General features: G+C 66.8%; 15 protein-coding genes and 1 pseudogene. 6 read left to right on the top strand and 10 right to left on the bottom strand.

Going from position 1 to position 19,092, the window contains the following annotated elements; translation table 11 throughout:
* Positions 1-234: 234 nt before the first annotated feature.
* Positions 235-1,647, top strand: coding sequence for an MFS transporter (locus AC5RT3_RS06635; RefSeq protein ID WP_494123806.1), 1,413 nt, complete (start codon positions 235-237; stop codon positions 1,645-1,647).
* 151 nt (positions 1,648-1,798) lie between these two features.
* Here AC5RT3_RS06635 and AC5RT3_RS06630 read toward each other — a convergent pair whose 3' ends face one another.
* From AC5RT3_RS06630 to AC5RT3_RS06585, 10 genes are all read right to left on the bottom strand, one after another.
* The gene (locus AC5RT3_RS06630; protein WP_494051475.1) at positions 1,799-2,530 is read right to left on the bottom strand and encodes a glutamine amidotransferase; all 732 of its coding nucleotides are present in this window, start codon (positions 2,528-2,530) and stop codon (positions 1,799-1,801) included.
* Positions 2,531-2,562: 32 nt separating this feature from the next.
* Positions 2,563-3,003 carry a YybH family protein gene (locus tag AC5RT3_RS06625; RefSeq protein ID WP_494010560.1) on the bottom strand — a complete coding sequence of 147 codons (441 nt, stop codon included), beginning with the start codon at positions 3,001-3,003 and terminating at the stop codon, positions 2,563-2,565.
* A 15-nt stretch (positions 3,004-3,018) separates the two neighbouring features.
* Complete coding sequence (locus AC5RT3_RS06620; RefSeq protein WP_494051476.1) at positions 3,019-4,827, bottom strand: acetyl/propionyl/methylcrotonyl-CoA carboxylase subunit alpha; 1,809 nt, start codon at positions 4,825-4,827, stop codon at positions 3,019-3,021.
* A gap of 130 nt (positions 4,828-4,957) precedes the next feature.
* On the bottom strand, positions 4,958-5,605 hold the full coding sequence (locus AC5RT3_RS06615) for a Maf family protein (protein ID WP_494123805.1): 648 nt from the start codon (positions 5,603-5,605) through the stop codon (positions 4,958-4,960).
* A 44-nt stretch (positions 5,606-5,649) separates the two neighbouring features.
* Positions 5,650-8,172 (bottom strand): MMPL family transporter, encoded by a 2,523-nt coding sequence (locus tag AC5RT3_RS06610; RefSeq protein ID WP_494123804.1) that lies wholly within the window; start codon positions 8,170-8,172, stop codon positions 5,650-5,652.
* A 16-nt stretch (positions 8,173-8,188) separates the two neighbouring features.
* Complete coding sequence (locus AC5RT3_RS06605) at positions 8,189-8,914, bottom strand: TetR/AcrR family transcriptional regulator (RefSeq protein ID WP_494123803.1); 726 nt, start codon at positions 8,912-8,914, stop codon at positions 8,189-8,191.
* Positions 8,915-9,113: 199 nt separating this feature from the next.
* Positions 9,114-10,565, bottom strand: coding sequence for a dicarboxylate/amino acid:cation symporter (locus AC5RT3_RS06600; protein ID WP_494123802.1), 1,452 nt, complete (start codon positions 10,563-10,565; stop codon positions 9,114-9,116).
* Positions 10,566-10,709: 144 nt separating this feature from the next.
* Positions 10,710-12,401 (bottom strand): DUF885 domain-containing protein, encoded by a 1,692-nt coding sequence (locus AC5RT3_RS06595; RefSeq protein WP_494123801.1) that lies wholly within the window; start codon positions 12,399-12,401, stop codon positions 10,710-10,712.
* 63 nt (positions 12,402-12,464) lie between these two features.
* A complete protein-coding gene (locus tag AC5RT3_RS06590) occupies positions 12,465-12,686 on the bottom strand; it encodes an acyl-CoA carboxylase subunit epsilon (RefSeq protein ID WP_494123908.1) in 222 nt (73 codons plus the stop codon).
* Positions 12,687-12,766: 80 nt separating this feature from the next.
* The gene (locus AC5RT3_RS06585) at positions 12,767-14,350 is read right to left on the bottom strand and encodes an acyl-CoA carboxylase subunit beta (protein WP_494123800.1); all 1,584 of its coding nucleotides are present in this window, start codon (positions 14,348-14,350) and stop codon (positions 12,767-12,769) included.
* 226 nt (positions 14,351-14,576) lie between these two features.
* On the opposite strand from AC5RT3_RS06585, the gene AC5RT3_RS06580 reads away from it, so the two are divergent.
* The 5 genes and pseudogenes from AC5RT3_RS06580 to AC5RT3_RS06560 all read left to right on the top strand — a co-directional run.
* Positions 14,577-15,464, top strand: coding sequence for an SDR family oxidoreductase (locus AC5RT3_RS06580; RefSeq protein ID WP_494123799.1), 888 nt, complete (start codon positions 14,577-14,579; stop codon positions 15,462-15,464).
* Positions 15,465-15,554: 90 nt separating this feature from the next.
* Positions 15,555-16,463 (top strand): biotin--[acetyl-CoA-carboxylase] ligase, encoded by a 909-nt coding sequence (locus AC5RT3_RS06575; protein ID WP_494051484.1) that lies wholly within the window; start codon positions 15,555-15,557, stop codon positions 16,461-16,463.
* Positions 16,456-17,055 carry a PH domain-containing protein gene (locus AC5RT3_RS06570; RefSeq protein ID WP_494010550.1) on the top strand — a complete coding sequence of 200 codons (600 nt, stop codon included), beginning with the start codon at positions 16,456-16,458 and terminating at the stop codon, positions 17,053-17,055. The genes AC5RT3_RS06575 and AC5RT3_RS06570 overlap by 8 nt, the downstream gene beginning before the upstream one ends.
* Positions 17,045-18,169: an adenylate/guanylate cyclase domain-containing protein gene (locus tag AC5RT3_RS06565; protein ID WP_494010549.1), complete on the top strand. Its 1,125-nt coding sequence runs from the start codon at positions 17,045-17,047 to the stop codon at positions 18,167-18,169. The genes AC5RT3_RS06570 and AC5RT3_RS06565 overlap by 11 nt, the downstream gene beginning before the upstream one ends.
* A 118-nt stretch (positions 18,170-18,287) precedes the next feature.
* Positions 18,288-19,092: pseudogene (locus AC5RT3_RS06560) on the top strand (Ig-like domain-containing protein); the annotation flags it as partial.

Here is a 19,092-nt window from a genome sequence, read left to right as displayed (position 1 = left end):
CGGCGCGTTTCACAGACCGACGCCGGATGTTAACGCGTTGTGACATTTGCCTATCGGCCCGCTGGGGCCATCGTTAGGATGTCCCGCGGCTCCACACAATGAGACGGACGACACGCGTCCGCATCCTGGACCTTTCGTCCATTGACTGGACCACGGGAACTAAGATCGAACTCTAACTATTTCGAGCCGGGGGCTATCCCTGCGTCCGGCGGGTTCTCACGAAAGCGTTCGCATATGTCATCCACCGCAGCCTCAACGGTGCCCGGTTCCAAGAAGCCGGTGAACTCCAAAGGCAAAGTCATCTTCGCCAGCCTTATCGGCACCACCATCGAGTTCTACGACTTCTACATCTACGCAACGGCGTCCGTGCTGGTCTTTCCGCGGCTCTTCTTTCCGCAGGCCACGGACGTCAATGCCCTGCTGAGTTCCTTCGCCATCTTCGGTGTCGCCTTTATCGCGCGCCCGGTCGGCTCGGTTCTCTTCGGCCACTTCGGTGACAAGTTCGGCCGCAAAGGCACGCTGGTAGCCTCGCTGCTGACGATGGGTATCGCCACCTTCCTGATCGGGCTGCTGCCCACGGCCTCGGTGCCCGGCTGGGCAATTCTGGCTCCGCTCATGCTGGTGGTCCTCCGCTTTGCACAGGGCCTGGCGTTGGGCGGCGAATGGTCCGGCGCCGCCCTGCTGGCCACCGAGAATGCCCCGGAAGGCAAGCGGGCTGTCTACGGAACGTTCCCGCAGCTCGGTGCCCCCATCGGCTTCATCCTCGCCAACCTCCTTTTCATCTGGCTCAACTTCGCGCTCTCCGCCGAGGACTTCCTGGCCTGGGGCTGGCGCGTACCGTTCCTGTTGAGCGCCGTGCTGGTCATTGTGGGGCTCTACGTCCGGCTGAAGCTCGTGGAGAGCCTCTCCTTCCAGAAGGTCCTGACCGAGGAGAAGGTGGCCAAGCTTCCGTTCGCAGCCACCTTCAAGAACCACTGGCGTCCGGTGCTGGCCGGAACGTTCATCATGCTGGCCACCTACGTGCTGTTCTACGTGATGACCTCCTTCACCCTGACCTACGGCACCAAGCCGGCTTCGGTAGAGGCCGCCCAGGCCGCAGCAGAGAAGGCAGGCAAGCCGATGTCCGCAGCAGAGGTTGCCAACTTCGTCCCCGGCCTGGGCATCGCCCGCGGTGACTTCCTCTGGATGCTGATCCTCGGCGTCGTGTTCTTCGGGATCTTCACCCTTGTATCAGGCCCGCTGGCCGAAAAGTGGGGACGCCGGAAGTTCCTGCTCGGCGTGACCGCAGGCATTTTTGTCTTCGGGCTGCTGTGGTTCACGATGTTCGGCCCGGGTGCCGCTGCCGCCATCATCGGACTGATCGTGGGCTTCACCCTGATGGGCCTGACCTTCGGACCCATGGCAGCGATCCTGCCGGAACTGTTCCCTGCGAACGTCCGGTACACCGGCTCGGCAATCGCCTACAACCTGTCCAGCGTGATCGGGGCAGCTCCGGCGTCGTTCATTGCCATTGCCCTCTGGCAGGCCGCCGGCGGAAGCACCTGGCTGGTGGGTGTTTACATGGCCGCCGCCGCGGTGCTGACCTTCATCGCCTTGTGGATCACCCGCGAGACCAAGGACACCGACTACGAGAACAACGTGGCCTGACATCCGGTCCCGTGCGTTCCGGCCCGGTTAGTGGCTGAAGTGCCCGGCGCATTCCCCGTCAACAGGGGAGTGCGCCGGGCACTTCGTTGTCCGGGGCGCAGTAACCGGGCGGGAAGGCACGACGGCGGGAAGGCACGGCGGATAGTGCAGGTCACCGGGCGTAGCGGGCCACGAAGTTCCGCAGGATCTTCATGGGTTCCGTCACGGTGTACTGCCGGGCCTTGTCCATCAGCTCCTCAGCCGATTCAGGCGGAAAGTAGCCCGCATACCGGTAGATGTCGATCCGGGTGATGAGGCCCTCCACATCCAGCTCAGGGTGGAACTGGGTGGCATACAGGTTTTTCCGGATGCGGAACATGTGGACCGGGCAGGCCGCGGACCGCGCCAGCAGCACGGCGTGCGGCGGCAGGACAGTGCAGGCCTCCTTGTGCCCAGTGAACGCCGGAAAGCTTCGCGGCATCCCCTCGAGCAGCGGGTCCGCCAGGCCGGCGTCGGTAAGTTCAATCTCGACGCCGCCCAGCGGTTCGCCGTAGGTCCGGTCGATCACGGCGCCCTGATGCCTGCCGAGGGTCCCCACGCCGTAGCAGGCCCCGAGGAAGGGGAAGTCCCGTGCCACCAGCTCATCCAGCAGCCCGGAAAGCTCACGCTCCACCCGGTGCTGCACAGCAGTCTTCTCCGCCGGCGGGTCACTGGACGTGAACGGGCTGCCGCCCACAATCACGCCGGAGTAACGCGAGAGGTCAAGGCCGGGCATCGGCGCCGCCTCCAGCCGGATCCGGTGGAGTTCCTGCGGCTCCAGGCGGCCGTACCGGAGATACGCGTCGTACTCGTCCTCGGCCGCGGCATCTTCGGCCCTGGACGCGAGCAGCAGGAATGGCAGCATCTGCTAAGTGTGCCCTGCTGCGCGGCCGCCTGTCAGCTGTTGGCCGGCTGGCTCAGGGAACGGCGTGACTGCGGCCTGGCAGCCGGATCGGCATGCCGGTGCACCAGCTTCCAGTAGCCTTCCTCGCGGCGGAACACGCTGGTAACCCGGAGCGCAAACTCCTCGGCGACGCCGGCACCGTCAAGGCGGGCACGGAAGTGTTCGGTTTCCACCAGGAACGCCGTGTTGCTGGCCTTGTAGGACGTGATGGTGTCGAAACCGAGCATCTCGCCGTCCTGGAACTGCCGCGCGGCCTGGTCAAGCCGGGCCTCCACCTGGGCCCAGCCCCGGGCGACGCCGCCGAAGGGGTTGGCCAGGGTGACGTCGTCGAGCCGCGAGTACAGCTCTTTGATGGGTTCCGGGTTGCCCCGGGTGATCTCGGGAACCGCAGCGTGGTAGCGGTCCACTTCTTCCTGAAAGCTGGGTGCGAGCATGATTGCCTCCGGCGGCTAGTCTTCGATGATGGCGATGACGGCGCCGGCACTGACCGTTTCGCCGGCTGCTGCGGTGAGGCCCGTGATGGTGCCGGAGCGGTGCGCGGTCAGGGGCTGTTCCATCTTCATGGCCTCCAGGACCACCACCAGGTCACCCTCGGCCACGATGTCGCCGTCGGCCACCGCCACCTTCACAATGGTGCCCTGCATGGGAGAGGTGAGGGCGTTGCCGGTCGCGGCGGCCGGGCCGCCGGAGCGGGACCGCTTCTTGGACTTGGCGGGCTTGGCCGCCACCGCCGATCCCGTGCCTGCCGAAGCCAGCGACGCGGGCAGCACTACTTCGAGGCGCTTGCCGCCCACCTCGACCACCACGCGCTGGCGGTCCTCGGCAGCTTCGCTTTCGGCGATGCCGTCAGGGGTCCAAGCCGGCAGGTTGTTGGTGAATTCCGTCTCGATCCAGCGGGTGTGGACCTTGAACGGGCCCTCTGCCGGGGCGAACGCGGGATCGGAAACCACTGCCAGATCGAACGGGATGACGGTGGGGATACCCTCCACCACCATTTCCTCCAGGGCGCGGCGGGCGCGCTGCAGGGCCTGCGGCCGGCTGGCACCGGTGACAATCAGCTTGGACAGCATGGAGTCGAAGTTGCCACTGATCACGTCACCCTGCTCAATGCCGGAATCGATGCGGACGCCGGGGCCGGTGGGGTTCTTCAAAACCCGGATTGTTCCCGGGGCGGGCATGAAGTTCCGGCCCGGGTCTTCCCCGGTGATGCGGAACTCGAACGAGTGGCCGCGGACCTCGGGGTCGCCGTAGCCGAGCTTCTCGCCGCGGGCCAGCCGGAACTGCTCGCGGACCAGGTCGATGCCGGTGACTTCTTCGGAGACGCAGTGCTCCACCTGGAGCCGGGTGTTCACTTCGAGGAAGGAGATGGTGCCGTCCTGGCCGACCAGGAACTCGCAGGTGCCGGCGCCGAGGTAGCCGGCTTCCTTGAGGATCGCCTTGGAGGATTCGTAGAGCCGCCGGTTCTGCTCCTCCGTCAGGAACGGGGCAGGCGCTTCCTCCACGAGTTTCTGGTTGCGGCGCTGCAGCGAGCAGTCACGCGTGGAAACCACCACCACGTTGCCGTAGGCGTCGGCAAGGCACTGCGTTTCAACGTGGCGGGGTGCGTCCAGGAAGCGCTCAATGAAGCACTCGCCGCGGCCGAAGGACGCAGTGGCTTCACGGACGGCGGAATCGTAGAGCTCGGGGATCTCCTCGCGGGTCCGTGCCACCTTGATGCCGCGGCCGCCACCGCCGAAGGCCGCCTTGATGGCCACCGGAAGGCCGTGCTGGTCCACGAAAGCCAGGATCTCTTCGGCGGATTCCACGGGATCCGCCGTGCCGGGAACCAGGGGAGCGCCCACCTTTTCGGCGATGTGCCGGGCCTGGACTTTGTCGCCGAGGGCGGAGATGGCCTCCGGGGACGGCCCGATCCAGGTGATGCCCGCCTCGATCACGCGCGCGGCGAACTGGGCGTTTTCGGCCAGGAAGCCGTAGCCGGGGTGGATCGCGTCCGCGCCGGACTGCCGGGCAGCGTCGATGATCTTGTCCATCAGCAGGTAGGACTCGGCTGCGGTGTTGCCACCCAAGGCGTAAGCCTCGTCAGCGAGGCGGACGTGCAGGGCGTCGCGGTCCGGGTCGGCGTAGACGGCCACGGATGCGATGCCTTCATCGCGGGCGGCGCGGATGATACGCACGGCGATTTCACCGCGGTTTGCGATCAGCACCTTTGTGAGGGTCGACTGCGTGGTTCCTGCGGACTGCTCCAAAATTGCTGACAAGGCGTCTCCTTCTTTCCTTGAGGGAGCCTAGCGCGCTTTTGGAGGTTTCGCCGATATTACTTGCGGAATCCGCGTGTAAACCGGGAAGGCTTTGTAGGGAAGCTACAAGATGCCTCGAAATGGTGATGATTTACGGCGCGGGCCAGAGGTCGGTGATGCGGACATTAGCGGAGGCGAGCAGGCCCCGGAGGGTGGAGACGGAAAGGCCGACGACGGCGTGCGGGTCCCCGTCCACCTTCCGGATGAACGCCCCGCCGAGGCCATCTATCGTGAAGGAGCCGGCGCAGTGCAGGGGCTCGCCGGTGGCGATGTACGCGTCGATCTCCTCAGGTTCCATTTCCATGAACGCCACCTCGGCGGAGGCGACCGCTCCAAGCGTGGCGCCCGAGCCGGGCTCCCCGCCGTCGTCGTCCCCGTCCGTGTCCCGGCAGTCCACCAGCCAATGCCCCGTGTGCAGGACTCCCGCGTTGCCGCTCATCCGGAGCATCCGCGCGCGCGCAATGTCCGCTGTATAGGGCTTGCCGTGTGCCTCGCCGTCAAACTCGAAAACCGAATCGCAACCAAGAACCAGGGCGCCGTCGGCTTCGGGCAGTGCCGCCACGGCTTCGGCCTTGGCCCGGGCAAGGAGCAGCGCGGTGTCGTGGGGGTCGGTGACGCCGTAGTGTGCCTGGACGGCGGCCTCGTCCACGTCCGAGACCAGGACCGAATGTTGGATGCCGGCCTCGGCCAGGAGCTTGGTGCGGGCGGGGGACTGGGAGGCAAGTATCAGGCGGACCACGCCTCCAGCCTAGTCCGTCCCGCCCGCGGGCACCGGAGCCGGAGTCAGTGGACCAGTTCGCCCGATGCCTCCGCAGCCTCCGGCCGGCGAAGCCGGGCCCCCTCCACGTCCACGTCGGGCAGGATCCGGTCCAGCCAGCGGGGCAGCCACCAGGACTTTTCGCCCAGCAGGTACATGACCGCCGGGACGATGGTCATGCGGACCACGAAGGCGTCGAGGAGGACACCGAAGGCCATCGCAAAGCCGAGCGGCCGCACCATGGTGAGGTGGCTGAAGATGAAGCCGGCGAACACGCTCACCATGATGATCGCGGCGGCTGTGACCACCGCTGCGGCGTGCCGGAAGCCCACCCGTACTGCTTCCTTGGCGGACGAGCCGTGCATGTATGCCTCGCGCATGCCGGAGGCGATGAACACCTGGTAGTCCATGGCCAGCCCGAACAGGACTCCGATCAGGATGATGGGCAGGAAGCTCAGGACGGCCCCGGGGTTGGCGACGTCGAACACGCCTCCCAGCCACCCCCACTGGTAGACGGCCACCACGGCGCCGAAGGCCGCGGCGAGGGAGAGCAGGAAACCGCCGGTGGCGAGCAGCGGAACCACGATGGAGCGGAACACGAGCAGCAGCAGGATCAGGGAAAGGCCGACGACGATCGCCAGGTAGGGCGGCAGGGCCTCACCGAGCTTGCTGGAGACATCGATGTTGCCGGCGGTCTGGCCGGTCAGGCCCATGGCCACGTTGTGTTCTGCCTGGATCTCATCGTTCAGGCCGCGCAGTTCCGAGACCACCTGGACGGTGCTTGCGCTGGCCGGGCCTTCCTTGGGGATGACCTGGAAGACGGCCGTCCGGCGGTCCTCGCTGAGCGCGACGGGCACGGCGGCCACCACGTTATCGACAGAGCGCAGTTTGTCCGCGACGTCGTACTGGAGGGCCTGCGCCTGGGCCTCGGCAAGGTTGGCGGGGAACTCGCCCACGGCCACGATGGGACCGGTGACGCCTTCGCCGAAGCTCCGGGCTGTCAGGTCGTAGGCCTGGTAGGCCTCGGATTCCACGGGTTCCGAACCGCCGTCGGGCAGGGCGAGCTGCAGCTGGGCGGCGGGCAGGGCAAGGGTTCCCAGCAGGGCCACTCCGGCGAGCAGGGCCAGCACCGGGTGCCGGGTGACCAGGCCGCCCCAGCCATGCGTGCTGCGTTCACGGTCGGCCGCCTCGTCCGCTGCCTCGTGCCCGGGCTCGGCATTGTGCGCCTCCGCCTTGGCCCAGGCCCGCCGGGAAATGATCCGGCGGCCAATCAGCGACAGCATGGCCGGGATGAGGGTGATGGCCACGAGGACCGCCACGGCTACGGTGCCGGCGGCCGCGAGGCCCATGACCGCGAGGAACGGCAGCCCGGGAACCACCAGGGCTGCGAGGGCGATGATGACCGTAAGGCCGGCAAACACCACGGCATTGCCGGACGTGCCGGTGGCGCGCGCAACGGACTCCTCAGGGTCCATCCCGGCCAGGAGCTGGGTGCGGTGCCGGTTCACGATGAACAGCGAGTAGTCGATGCCCACGGCCAGGCCAAGCATGAGGGCCAGCATGGGCGAGATGGAGCTCATGTCGAAGAGGCCGGACAACGCGAATGTGGTGCCGACGCCCACGCCTACGCCCACCACCGCCATGAGCAGGGGAAGGCCGGCCGCCACCAGGGTTCCGAGCATGATGATCAGCACCAGGGCCGCCACGGCGATGCCGATGATCTCGGCGGCGCCGAAGAGTTCGGAGATGTCCTCGGTGATTTCCTTGCTGGCCAGTGCGGTGACGCCGGCGGAGGACGTCTCGTGCGCGATGTCCTGCACCTGCTGCCGGATTTCGGGGCTCAGCCCGTTGATGGAGGCGTTGAACTGCACCTGCGCGACGGCGGCCCGGCCGTCCTCGGACACGAACCGGATGGCGGACGATGCTTCTGCCTGGCGCTTGCCCAGTTCCAGCTTCGCCTTGCTTGCCTCGAGCTCCTGCTGGCCGGCCTGGAGCCTGGCCTCGCCTGCCGCCAGCTCCGCTTTCTGCTGTCCCAGCTGGGCTTCGACCAGGGCAGCCGGGGCGCCGGCCGCGGCCAGCTGCTGTTCGGCCGCCTCCAGCTGAGCCTTGCCGGCCTCGAATGTGGCGCGGGAGGCGTCAAGCTGTGCCTGGCCGGCGGCAAGCTGTTGCAGGCCGTCGGTGACCGCATGCCCGGCCTGGTCCACCTGGGCCTGGGTGGCGAAGGGGTTCACGGTCCCGCGGACATCCGGCAGGGTCTCGAGCTTCTGCAGCGCGCCGGTGACGGCGGCCCGGCCCTCGTCCGTGAAGCCGCCCTCCGTGGCTTCGAAAACAATGGTGGCGGTGCCGCCGGAGGCCGAGGGCAGGTCCTCTTTCAGCTTGTCCGCGATCCGCTGGGTTTCGGTGCCCGGGATCTGGAAGTTGTTGGAAAGGGTGCCGTGGAAGGCCGCGGCGGAACCGCCGACAGCCACCAGGGCGGCCAGCCACAGTGCGATGACCAGCCAGCGCCGGCGGTAGGAGAACTTGCCAAGGCGGTAAAGGAACAGTGCCATGAGGGAACCGATCTGATCAGGAGGAACGGGAGTCTGACGGGGAAGGTTTGGTTTCCTGCGCTGTCACGGCGCGCGGGGCACTGGTTGGGGGCGGGGAAGCGTTGAAGCCGGCGCCCAGCAGGGCCATGGCGTCGATGAGCAGCTGGCGCAGCTCTGCGAGGGAGGCGGGGGAGAGGTCCGGGCCGCGGCGGCCGAACCAGACTTCCAGGGCCGCCTTGCCGCAGGAGATGACGGAGCCCGCAAGGGCGTGGATGTACAAGTCGTCCTGCCCGCCGCGCCGACCCGCCACCCGCTCGCGGGCGATGGCGAAGACCTGTGCCCTGCAGTGGTCCCAGGCTTCAAGCTCGGTATGCGACATGAGCGGGCTCTGCTGGGTCAGCGTGAACAGCTCGGCAAGGGGTGCGATGGCTTTCGGATCCGCGAGGGCCATCAGCGCGGCTTGGGCGGAATCCAGGACAGGTTCGTCCGCGGGCCGGAGCCTCAGTTGCTGGATGGCATTGTCCAGGAAAGCATGCGTGATGGAGGCCAGGGCGCCATCCGTGCTGCTGAAGTAGTTGAAGAACGTGCGCCGCGAGATTCCGGCGGCCTCGGCAATGTCTTCGGCCGTGAAGTTGCCGGGACCGTTGGTCCGCAGAAGGCCAAGCGCGGCGTCGGTGATCGCCTGGCGGGTGGCGGCCTTGTTGAGCTCGCGCCGGGAGGGAGGCGCAGCGGGGTCAGCCGGGACAGGAGAAGCAGCGGTCACGTTCTTACACTACGTGCAACTTTGCACTCCGGGCAACTATTCTCTCACCAGGAATAAAGGTTGCTGACAGCATGCACAGAACCTGTATCGGCGGCGGCAGGCACTGCCCGGAGACCCGGCACACAGAAGCAGGGCATAACAAAAGGAAGCCCCCGGGATGTTCTTCCCGGGGACTTCCTCCGATCACACTCGGCGCGGCTTAGGCCTTCGCATCCTGCAGTTCGCGGGGTGCGGTGTCCGTGCTGGTTCCGTCAGACGGAGTGCCGGCGGACGGTGCTGCAGCGGCGTCACTGTCATCAACGAACGGGGTGCCGTTGCGCGGCGCGTTGTACAGCGACTCGTCCAGGATGCCCTGGCGCTTGGCCACGATGGTGGGGACCAGCGCCTGGCCTGCGACGTTCACCGCGGTGCGGCCCATGTCAAGGATGGGGTCGATGGCCAGCAGGAGGCCGACGCCGGCCAGCGGCAGTCCCAGCGTGGAAAGGGTCAGCGTCAGCATCACCACCGCACCGGTGGTTCCGGCGGTGGCGGCCGAGCCCAGGACGGAAACCAGGGCGATCAGCAAGTACTGGCTGAAGTCGAGCTGGATGCCGAAGAACTGTGCCACGAAGATGGCGGCGATGGCCGGGTAGATGGCTGCGCAGCCGTCCATCTTGGTGGTGGCGCCCAGCGGCACGGCGAAGGAAGCGTAGCCGCGGGGAACGCCCAGGCTGCGTTCGGTGACCCGCTGCGTGAGCGGCAGGGTGCCCACCGAGGAGCGGGACACGAAGGCGAGCTGGACTGCCGGCCAGACGCCCGAGAAGTACTGCTTGATGGAGAGCCCGTGGGTGCGGACCAGGACGGGGTACACCACGAAGAGCACCAGGGCCAGGCCCAGGTAGATGGCCGCCGTGAACTTGCCCAGCGAGCCGATGGTGTCCCAGCCGTAAACGGCCACGGCGTTGCCGATGAGCCCGACGGTGCCCAGGGGAGCGATGCGGATGATCCACCACAGCACCTTCTGGATGACGGCCAGGGCCGAGGCGTTCAGGTTCAGGAAAGGTTCTGCCGCCTTGCCCACCTTCAGCGCGGCCACGCCGACGGCGATGGCGATCACCAGGATCTGCAGGACGTTGAAGCTTACGGACGTGGTGACGGCGCCGGATTCAGCCACCGTGGAGGTGGCACCCAGGCCCAGGAAGTTCTTGGGGAACAGCCCGATGAGGAAGGACCACCAGTCACCTGACTTGCCGGAGTACTTCGCCTCCTCGGTGATCCCGGTGTTGGCGCCGGGCTGCAGGAGCACGCCCAGGCCGATGCCGATCAGCACGGCAATCAACGAGGTGATGGCGAACCAGAGCAGGGTGTTCCAGGCGAGCTTCGCAGCGTTGGACACCTGGCGCAGGTTGGAGATGGAGCTGACAACTGCGGTGAAGATCAGGGGAACGACGGCGGTCTGCAGCAGGGAGACGTAGCTCGAGCCGATTGTCTGCAGCGTGGCGCCGAGGCCGTTGGGAGCAGCCTTGGTGCTGCCGGTGTACTTGGCCAGCAGGCCGAGTCCGAGACCGACGACGAGGGCGGCGATGATCTGGAAGCCGAATGAACCAGCCCACTTGGGGAGCTGGAAGCCGGTCTTTCCTGCGGTATCTGAGGGACGGGTCGATGTGCTCACCCGATTACGCTAGGACCACTCCGCATATCACGCCGAAAGCATGTTGAGAAATATTACGCGCCTTCTTTTGCTCTTCCGTGTCAGGTTCCGCGGAAAACCGGGGAATTCGCCACCCATTGTTACTTATTCCCGGCCGGGGTGTGCTTAATGTCTCCCGAGCAGAGCTCGCCGCAGGGTGTCCAGCCCGACGGAACCTACGTTGAGGGCGCGGGTGTGGAAGTCCTTGAGGTTGAATCCGGGCCGGGCCTCGAGTTCGGCACGGATCTGTTCCCAAAGCCGCTGCCCCACCTTGTAGGAGGGGGCCTGGCCCGGCCAGCCGAGGTACCGTGCGAACTCGAAGTCGAGCTGTCCCTCGCTGATGGCCAGGTTCTGCTTCAGGAATGCGTACCCCTTTTCCGGTGTCCAGGTCCCCGAGCCCCAGCGCGGGGGCACGGCCAGTTCCAGGTGGACGCCGATGTCGAACACCACGCGCGCCGCGCGCATCCGCTGCATGTCCAGCATGCCCATGTGGTCGCCGGGGTCGTTGAGGTAGCCCAGTTCCTGCATCAGCCGTTCCGCATACAGGGCCCATCCTTCGCCATGGCCCGAGGTCCAGCAGATGTTGCGGCGCCATTTGTTCAGCAGTTCACGCCGGTAGGTGGCAGTGGCCACCTGGAGGTGGTGGCCCGGGACGCCTTCGTGGTAGACGGTGGTGGTTTCCGCCCAGGTGGTGAAGGAGTCCTCGCCGGCCGGCACGGACCACCACATCCGGCCGGGCCTGCTGAAGTCATCGGAAGGGCCCGTGTAGTAGATGCCACCCTCGTCCGTGGGTGCGATCAGGCACTCCAGCTTCTTCATGACGTCCGGAATGTCAAAGTGCACGCCGGCGAGTTCGGCCACGGCCTTGTCCGAGAGTTCCTGCATCCATTCCCGCAGCGCCTCGGTGCCTTTGAGCCGGCGGGCAGGGTCGCTGTTGAGGATCTCCTTCGCCTCGGCAATGCCCGCACCCGGCTTGATGGCGGCGGCCACTTCCTCCTGCTCGGCGATGATGCGGTCCAGCTCCTGAACGCCCCAGGCATACGTTTCGTCCAGGTCCACGACGGCGCCGAGGAAAGCCCGGGAGGCGAGGGCGTAGCGTGCCCGGCCCACGGCGTCTTTTGCCGGGGCGGCAGGAAGCAGTTCGTCGCGGAGGAATTCGGCGAGCCGGGTGTAGGCACCGCGGGCGGCGACCGAACCGGCGTCGATCTTTTGCTGCACGTCCGCCCCCAGCGGCCCTTCGGCCGTGGCAGCACCGGCGGCAAGCTTGGCGAAGAAGCCGTCAGCAGCCGCGTACCTGGTGGCCTGGTCAATGACGATCTTCACCTGGCGGGCGGCGGCGACCCGGCCTGCGTCGCGGGCGGACCGCAGGGATTCGATGTAGCCGGCGATGGCGCCGGGCACGTTGTGCGCGCGGCCGGCGATGTTCGCCCAGTCCTGTTCGGTGGCGGTGGGCATCAGGTCGAAAATCGACCGGATGTCCTGTGCGGGCGAGGCGATGTTGTTGAGGTCGGCGTAGTCCCAGCCGGAGGCGTGGATCAGCAGCTGCAGGCCGAGCCGCTCCTGCATGGCATCCAGCGTGACGGTGTCCACCTCGTCCTGGGGCTCCAGGCCTTCCAGGTCGGACAGGGCCTTCCGCGCGGCCTCGGCGAACCCCGCGATGCCTGCGGGGGAGAAGTCCTGGAATTCGGTCTCGTGTCCCGGCACGCCCAGTGTTGTGGCCAGCGACGGGTTCAGGCTGACGAGCGTGTCGGTGTACGCGTCCGCCACGGCGTCAATGCGGGTGTGAGGGCGGGCGGCAGGAGCGGTCTCGGTAGTCACCTCCCGAGACTAACGGGGGTCCGGAGGTAAGCAAAGCACCCGGGTGGCTTTGCGGTGGGCCGGTCAGCCCCGGCTGCGCTTCCAGGCGCCAGGTCCCGGTGTGGGGGCGAGCCGCAGCTGCTGCCGCCGCACCCAGTGGCGGACGGTGGGCGTGCGCGCCGGACCAGGTGCCGAACCGCCCAGGGAGAGTACGACGGCGGTCAGCGCCGCCAGTTCCTCGGCGTCCGGCTGCCCCTTGACCACCGAGAACAGGGGCGCCGCAGTTTCAGGGGTTTCCCTCCCCAGCCGCTCCCTAACCTCGCGGGCTCGGTCAGGGAACCCGGCGGCGGTGGGCCCAGGCTCAGCCAACGGCTGCTCTTCGATGCTCACAGCGGGATGTTCCCATGCTTCTTGGCGGGGAGGCTGGCGCGTTTGTCACGCAGCGCGCGGAGCCCCTTGATAATTTGCACCCGCGTATCGGAGGGTGCGATGACGGCGTCGACGTAGCCGAGCTCGGCCGCCTGGTAGGGATTGAGGAGTTCCTCCTCGTACTGCCGGATGACCTCGGCGCGCCGCGCCTCCACGTCTCCGCCGGCCTCCGCAACCGCGGTGAGGTCGCGGCGGTAAAGGATATTGACGGCGCCCTGCGCGCCCATGACACCAATCTGGGCGGTAGGCCAGGCAAGGTTCAGGTCGGCGCCGAGCTTCTTGGAGCCCATCACGATGTAGGCGCCGCCGTAGGCCTTGCGGGTGATGATGGTGAGCTTGGGAACGGTGGCCTCGGCATAGGCGTACAGCAGTTTGGCGCCGCGCCGGATGATGCCCTGGAACTCCTGGTCCTTGCCGGGGAGGAAGCCCGGCACGTCCACGAGGGTGATGATGGGGATGTTGAAGGCGTCGCAGTGGCGGACGAAGCGGGCCGCCTTCTCCGAGGCAGCGATGTCCAGGGTTCCGGCGAACTGCAGCGGCTGGTTGGCTACGATGCCCACCGTGTGGCCTTCCACGCGGCCGTAGCCGATCATGACGTTGGGTGCGTAGAGGGCCTGCATTTCCAGGAAGTGGCCGTCATCCACGATCTGCTCGACCACCGCGCGCATGTCGTAGGGCTGGTTGGCCGAATCCGGGACCAGCGTGTCCAGGGCGAGGTCGTCGTCGTCGATCTCCAGTTCCTGCTGGTGGTCCACCACCGGGGCCTCGGAGAGGTTGTTGGAGGGCAGGAAGTCCAGGAGTTCACGGACGAACTCGATTGCATCGCCTTCGTCCGGGGCCAGGTAGGTGGAGGTGCCGGTGGTGGCGTTGTGCTGGCGGGCGCCGCCCAGGGTCTCCATGTCCACGTCCTCGCCCGTGACGGTCTTGATGACGTCGGGGCCGGTAATGAACATGTGCGAGGTCTTGTCCACCATCACCACGTAGTCGGTGAGGGCGGGGGAGTAGGCCGCTCCGCCGGCGGACGGGCCCATGATCATGGAAATCTGCGGGACAACACCCGAGGCGTGGACGTTGTTGCGGAAGATGTCCGCGAACATGGCCAGCGAAGCGACGCCTTCCTGGATGCGGGCGCCGCCGCCGTCCAGGATGCCCACCACGGGGCAGCCGTTCCGCAGGGCGAACTCCTGCACCTTGACGATCTTTTCGCCGTTGACCTGGCTCAGGGAACCGCCGTAGACGGAGAAATCCTGGCTGTATACGGCCACGAGGCGGCCGTCCACCGTCCCGTAGCCGGACACCAGGCCGTCGCCCAGGGGCTTTTTCTTCTCCATGCCGAATGCTGTGGAGCGGTGCACTGCCAGTGCGTCGAACTCCACGAACGAGTCCTCGTCCAGCAGCAGGCCAATGCGTTCGCGGGCCGTGTTCTTGCCGCGTGCGTGCTGCTTTTCGATGGCTTCGGGGCCGGAGGGCTGCTCGGCACGGGCCTGCCGGTCGCGGAAATCGGCAATCTTTCCCGCTGTCGTGGTCAGATCGTGGCTCATCAGGTATCTCCGGCTCTGTTGCAGATTGTGTTTCGTGGCGCTCTGGTTGCTGGCGGGTTGCGCCGGGGCGGAGCTTAAGTAGCATCCACACAAAGGTCGAACCCTGCAGGCAAGTCTAGTAACGCTTTGGGCGCCCGCAGCTGTAGGGAACCTACAATTTTCTGCCGTGCCTCCAGCCGCACCACTATGTTACTCGCCGGTAACTTTACTGGGTTACAGTAGGCAGATGACTTCGAGCAATGACGCTGCGCAGACCACCGGAAGCCCCTACCGCGCTTCGGGTTCGCTTTCCGGACAGACCCTCCTCATCTCCGGCGGAAGCCGCGGCATCGGCCTGGCCATCGCCCTCCGCGCCGCCAGGGACGGCGCCAATATCGTCCTGATGGCAAAGACGGGGGAGCCGCACCCCAAGCTCGCCGGCACGGTCCACACAGCGGCCCGGGAATTGGAGGAAGCCGGCGGCCAGGCACTGCCCCTCGTGGGTGACGTGCGCCGCGACGAGGACGTCGCCCGCGCGGTTGAAGCCGCGGTTGAGCGGTTTGGTGGTATCGACGTCGTTATTAACAACGCCTCGGCCATCGACCTTTCGCGGACCGGTGACGTGGACATGAAGAAGTACGATCTCATGCAGGACATCAATGTCCGCGGCACGTTCCTGCTCTCCAAGCTCGCGCTGCCGGCGCTGCGCGCGTCCGGGCAGGGCCAGATCCTCACCCTTTCGCCGCCCCTGAACCTCGACCCCTTCTGGGCGGGCAAACACCTGGCCTACACCATGGCCAAGTACGGCATGAGCCTCACCACCCTGGGGCTTGCGGAAGAGCTGAAGGCCGACGGGATCAGGGTGAACTCGCTCTGGCCCTGCACGCTCATAGACACAGCCGCCATCCGGAACATGCCTCACGGCGACGTGATGGTCCGGGCCGCCCGGGGACCGGCCATCATGGCCGACGCCGCCCATGCTGTCCTTACCGGCAGCAACCTGGGCGCGGGCGGCATGACGAGCGGCAACTTTTACACGGATGAAGAGGTCCTGGCGGCCGCGGGGGTCGGTGATTTCCGTGCGTACAGCCTCGGGGCGCCCGAAGACCAGCTGGTTCCGGACATCTTCCTCTAACAGCCGCATTGTCTACCGGACGTGGCACGCGCCGCGTCCGGTTTGGGCGGCCGCTCCTCCCGGGCGCGTTTGGCTCGCTAGGATTTAGGCATGGATGACGCGCATAACCCGGGCACCCCTCTCAACCGCTGGGACCTGGATGACCAGCGCTTCCTGTCCGCCGCCGGGATTCCCCGGATGGAGGTGGTTGACTCCACGGGTTCCACCAACGCGGACCTCCTGCGCGCAGTCACTGTCGAACCCCAGGCGTGGCCGGATATGTCCGTGCTGACCGCGGAATACCAGACAGCAGCCAGGGGACGCCTGGACCGGCACTGGGAAGCGCCGCCGCTGAGTTCCATCTCCGTGTCGGTGGTCCTGCGGCCCGTCAACGCCGATGGGAGGCCGCTGCCCACCCACAGCTATTCCTGGCTCTCGCTGATCGCCGCGCTGGCCCTGCGGGAGACCCTCCTGGAAACCGCCGGCCTTCCCGCGGAACTCAAGTGGCCCAATGACGTCCTGGTCCGCGGCCGGAAGATCGCCGGCATCCTGGCCCAGCTTGGCCCCATGGGGGACGGGACCGTGCCACCGGTCATCCTCGGGACGGGCCTGAACGTCACGCTGCGTGAGGGCGAGCTGCCCGTTCCTACTGCCACTTCCGTTGCCCTGGAAGGTGCCCGCACCACGGACAGGACGCTGCTCCTGAAAAGCTACCTGTCGCATTTCGCTGTGCTGTACCGCAGTTTCTGCAATGCCGACGGCGATCCCGCGGCGGGGATGGCCGGCGGGCCGTCCCTGCACAAGCGCGTGGAAGCCGTGATGGCCACCCTGGGCAAGCAGGTCAGGGCGCAGCTGCCCGGTGACCACGAGATCATTGGGCATGCCTCGCGGCTGGACGACTATGGCTCGCTGCTGGTGGTGGATAAGGATTCCCGGGAGCACGTGGTGACAGCCGGGGACGTGGTGCACCTGCGCCCCTGGACGTCCCCTGACGACGCCGGCCAAGGCGGCTATGCGTAAAGACCTCGCGCCGGGCGAACAGGTGATTGTCACTACACGCCCGCAGCCGAGGAAGCTGGCAGGAGCCGCCCTCGCCTTTGTGGTGTCACCCGCGCTTGCCGCCTTCGCCTCCGCCTGGATCGTCCGGGGCGAGGCCCGCCGTTATGTGCCCTTCCTCACTCCCCAGTGGACCCCCTGGCTGGTGGCTGCCTGCGCCGGTGCCGTGGCCTGGGTGTGGCTGGGCTATTGCCTGCCCCGCCTGCTGCGTTGGCACAGCACGCGCTACACGCTGACCAGCCGCAGGATGGTGGCAAGGTACGGCCGGCTCAAACGGCGGGACCAGCAGGTGGACCTGGCCTGGGTCCGCAACCTGACTGTCCACGAAACGGTGCTGCAACGCCTCCTGCGCTCAGGGAATATATCCTTGGAAACCGGGTACCAGGGCGTGGTCATATTTCAGGACGTGCCGGAGGTGGCCCGGTTCAGGGAATTCATCCTCGATGCCATCGGGGAATTGCCGGACGAAGGTGATGCCCAGCCGGGCGGCGCAACGCACTACCCCGCCGAAGCTTTGCCGTGGGACATGAGAGAAGGTGGACGGGATGACCGATGAGGACCAGCAGGAACGCGTCGACCCCGTAGCGCCGCCGCCCGCCACGGACCCTAACCCGGCCACCGGCACCATGTCCGCGGAGCGGCTGGCCATGAAGGCCCTGGAAGCCCGGCTCCTGGGCGGGGAACGCAAGCTCCGCCGTCGTGAAGTGGCTGCCGGGGCCGGACTGTCCCTGCTGTCCGCACGCAAGCTTTGGCGCGCCCTCGGCTTCCCGAACTTCGGCGACGAGGACGTCGCCTTCACCGAACGGGACCAGGCCGCCCTGTCCACCGTGGTGGACCTGGTACGCACCGGAAAGCTTACCGAGGAAGCCGCCATTTCCGTCACCCGGGCCATCGGCCAGATGACGGACCGGATGGTGGTGTGGCAGATCGAGGCCCTCGTGGAGGACATGGTCCACGAACAGGGCGTCACCGACGCCGTGGCACGTAAACGCCTGGTTAACGAACTTCCCACCTTGGTGGACGCGCTTGAGGAAGTGCTGGTCTACTCCTGGCGGCGCCAGCTCAACGCCGGCGTGCAGCGGCTCGCCGTCCGCGCCGAGGCCGGCCTGCAGGCCAGCGAAGAGGGCCGGGAGGGCGACGAGGATGACGCGCCGCTGCCGCTGGCCCGCGCCGTCGGCTTCGCCGACCTGGTGTCCTACACCAGCCTGTCCCGCCGCATGAACGAGAAAACGCTGGCGCGGCTGGTCCAGCGGTTTGAAAACAAGTGCGCCGAGATCATCTCCGTGGGCGGCGGCCGGCTGGTGAAGACCGTGGGGGACGAAGTCCTCTACATTGCGGAAACCCCTGCTGCCGGCGCCGAGATTTCGCTGGCCCTCGCCCAGGCCTTCACGGAAGACGAAATCCTTCCCGAGGCCCGGGTTGCGATGGTCTGGGGACGGATCCTGTCCCGGCTTGGGGACATCTATGGGCCGACCGTCAACCTCGCCGCGCGCCTGACCACGCTGGCCGATCCGGGCACGGTGCTGGTGGACTCCATGACCGCCTCTGCGCTGGAGCATGACGAGCGTTTCGTGATGGTTCCCCAGCCGCCGGAGAACGTTCGCGGCTTCGGCGAAATCCGGCCGGTGCGCCTCACCCGCGGGCTGGGCAAGGGCCTGGTGCTGGACTAACTGCCGGTTCACCGGGAGTTTATCCATTTGTTGGCCTTAGGGGCTATATTGGTGGTGCCCTGCTGCCGCATAGCCGGAAGCCGACGGGCGCTGGACTCAACCTGGGGGAAGTCTTTCCATGAAATTCCGCGGACACGCGCGCGCCAAAACTGCGCCCTCCGCCGTGCCCTTCAGCAGCCGCCTGGTCCGTTCCCGCCTCGTTACCGGCACCGTCTTCAGCCTCGTCCTCACCCTCCTGGTCGTAGGGGCTGTCCTCTATCCGGGGTTTAAGACCACTGAGGTGGAGTTGAATGACGGTGGTGTGTGGGTGGTGTCGAAGTCGAAGAACGCGGTGGGGCGGTTGAATTATCCGTCGCGGGTTTTGGATGGTGCGGTGACGCCGGCGTCGACGACGTTTGACATTCTTCAGGATGCGGGGGATGTGTTTGTTGATGATGAGGCTGGTTCGACGTTGAACCAGGTTTCGCCGGCGAACATGCGCCTGGGTGGGGATAAGCAGTTGCCGGGGGCTGCGGATGTGAGTTTTGGTTCCGAGGTTATTTCGGTGACGGATGCGGCGTCGGGCAAGGTGTGGGCGGTGTCGCCGTCCACGGTTAATGGTTTTGATGAGGAAGCGTCCGAGCCGGTTTTGGTGGGTTCGGAGGGCACGGTGTCCGCGGTGGGTGCCGATGACCGGATTTATTCGGCGGACCCGGAGGCCGGGACGGTGACGGTGACCGGGGTGGACGCGAACGGGGTTGTGACGTCTTCTGAGTCCGAGACGTGGGGTGCGTTGAAGGGTGCGGGGGATCTGCAGATCACGGTGGTGGGGGACCGGCCGGTGGTGTTGGATGCGGCGGCGGGGAGCCTGTTTTTGCCGGGTGGTAAGCGGTTGCAGTTGGAGAACGCGCGGGATGCGAAGTTGCAGCAGGCGGGTCCGGGCA

It is taken from the genome of Arthrobacter sp. Y3221159 (genome assembly GCF_059089885.1).
The sequence above is the reverse complement of the archived record's forward strand: the minus strand, read 5'-3'. Positions and strand labels throughout refer to the sequence as shown.

What these genes read in the sequence shown, in the direction of transcription:
- AC5RT3_RS06630 (WP_494051475.1), bottom strand. Translation starts at nt 2,530, where the DNA reads ATGCTGCCATTCCTGCTGCTCGCGTCCAGGGCCGAAGATGCCGCGGCC.
- AC5RT3_RS06610 (WP_494123804.1), bottom strand. Translation starts at nt 8,172, where the DNA reads ATGGCACTGTTCCTTTACCGCCTTGGCAAGTTCTCCTACCGCCGGCGC.
- AC5RT3_RS06570 (WP_494010550.1), top strand. Translation starts at nt 16,456, where the DNA reads ATGCGTAAAGACCTCGCGCCGGGCGAACAGGTGATTGTCACTACACGC.
- AC5RT3_RS06635 (WP_494123806.1), top strand. Translation starts at nt 235, where the DNA reads ATGTCATCCACCGCAGCCTCAACGGTGCCCGGTTCCAAGAAGCCGGTG.
- AC5RT3_RS06565 (WP_494010549.1), top strand. Translation starts at nt 17,045, where the DNA reads ATGACCGATGAGGACCAGCAGGAACGCGTCGACCCCGTAGCGCCGCCG.
- AC5RT3_RS06575 (WP_494051484.1), top strand. Translation starts at nt 15,555, where the DNA reads ATGGATGACGCGCATAACCCGGGCACCCCTCTCAACCGCTGGGACCTG.
- AC5RT3_RS06625 (WP_494010560.1), bottom strand. Translation starts at nt 3,003, where the DNA reads ATGCTCGCACCCAGCTTTCAGGAAGAAGTGGACCGCTACCACGCTGCG.
- AC5RT3_RS06585 (WP_494123800.1), bottom strand. Translation starts at nt 14,350, where the DNA reads ATGAGCCACGATCTGACCACGACAGCGGGAAAGATTGCCGATTTCCGC.
- AC5RT3_RS06580 (WP_494123799.1), top strand. Translation starts at nt 14,577, where the DNA reads ATGACTTCGAGCAATGACGCTGCGCAGACCACCGGAAGCCCCTACCGC.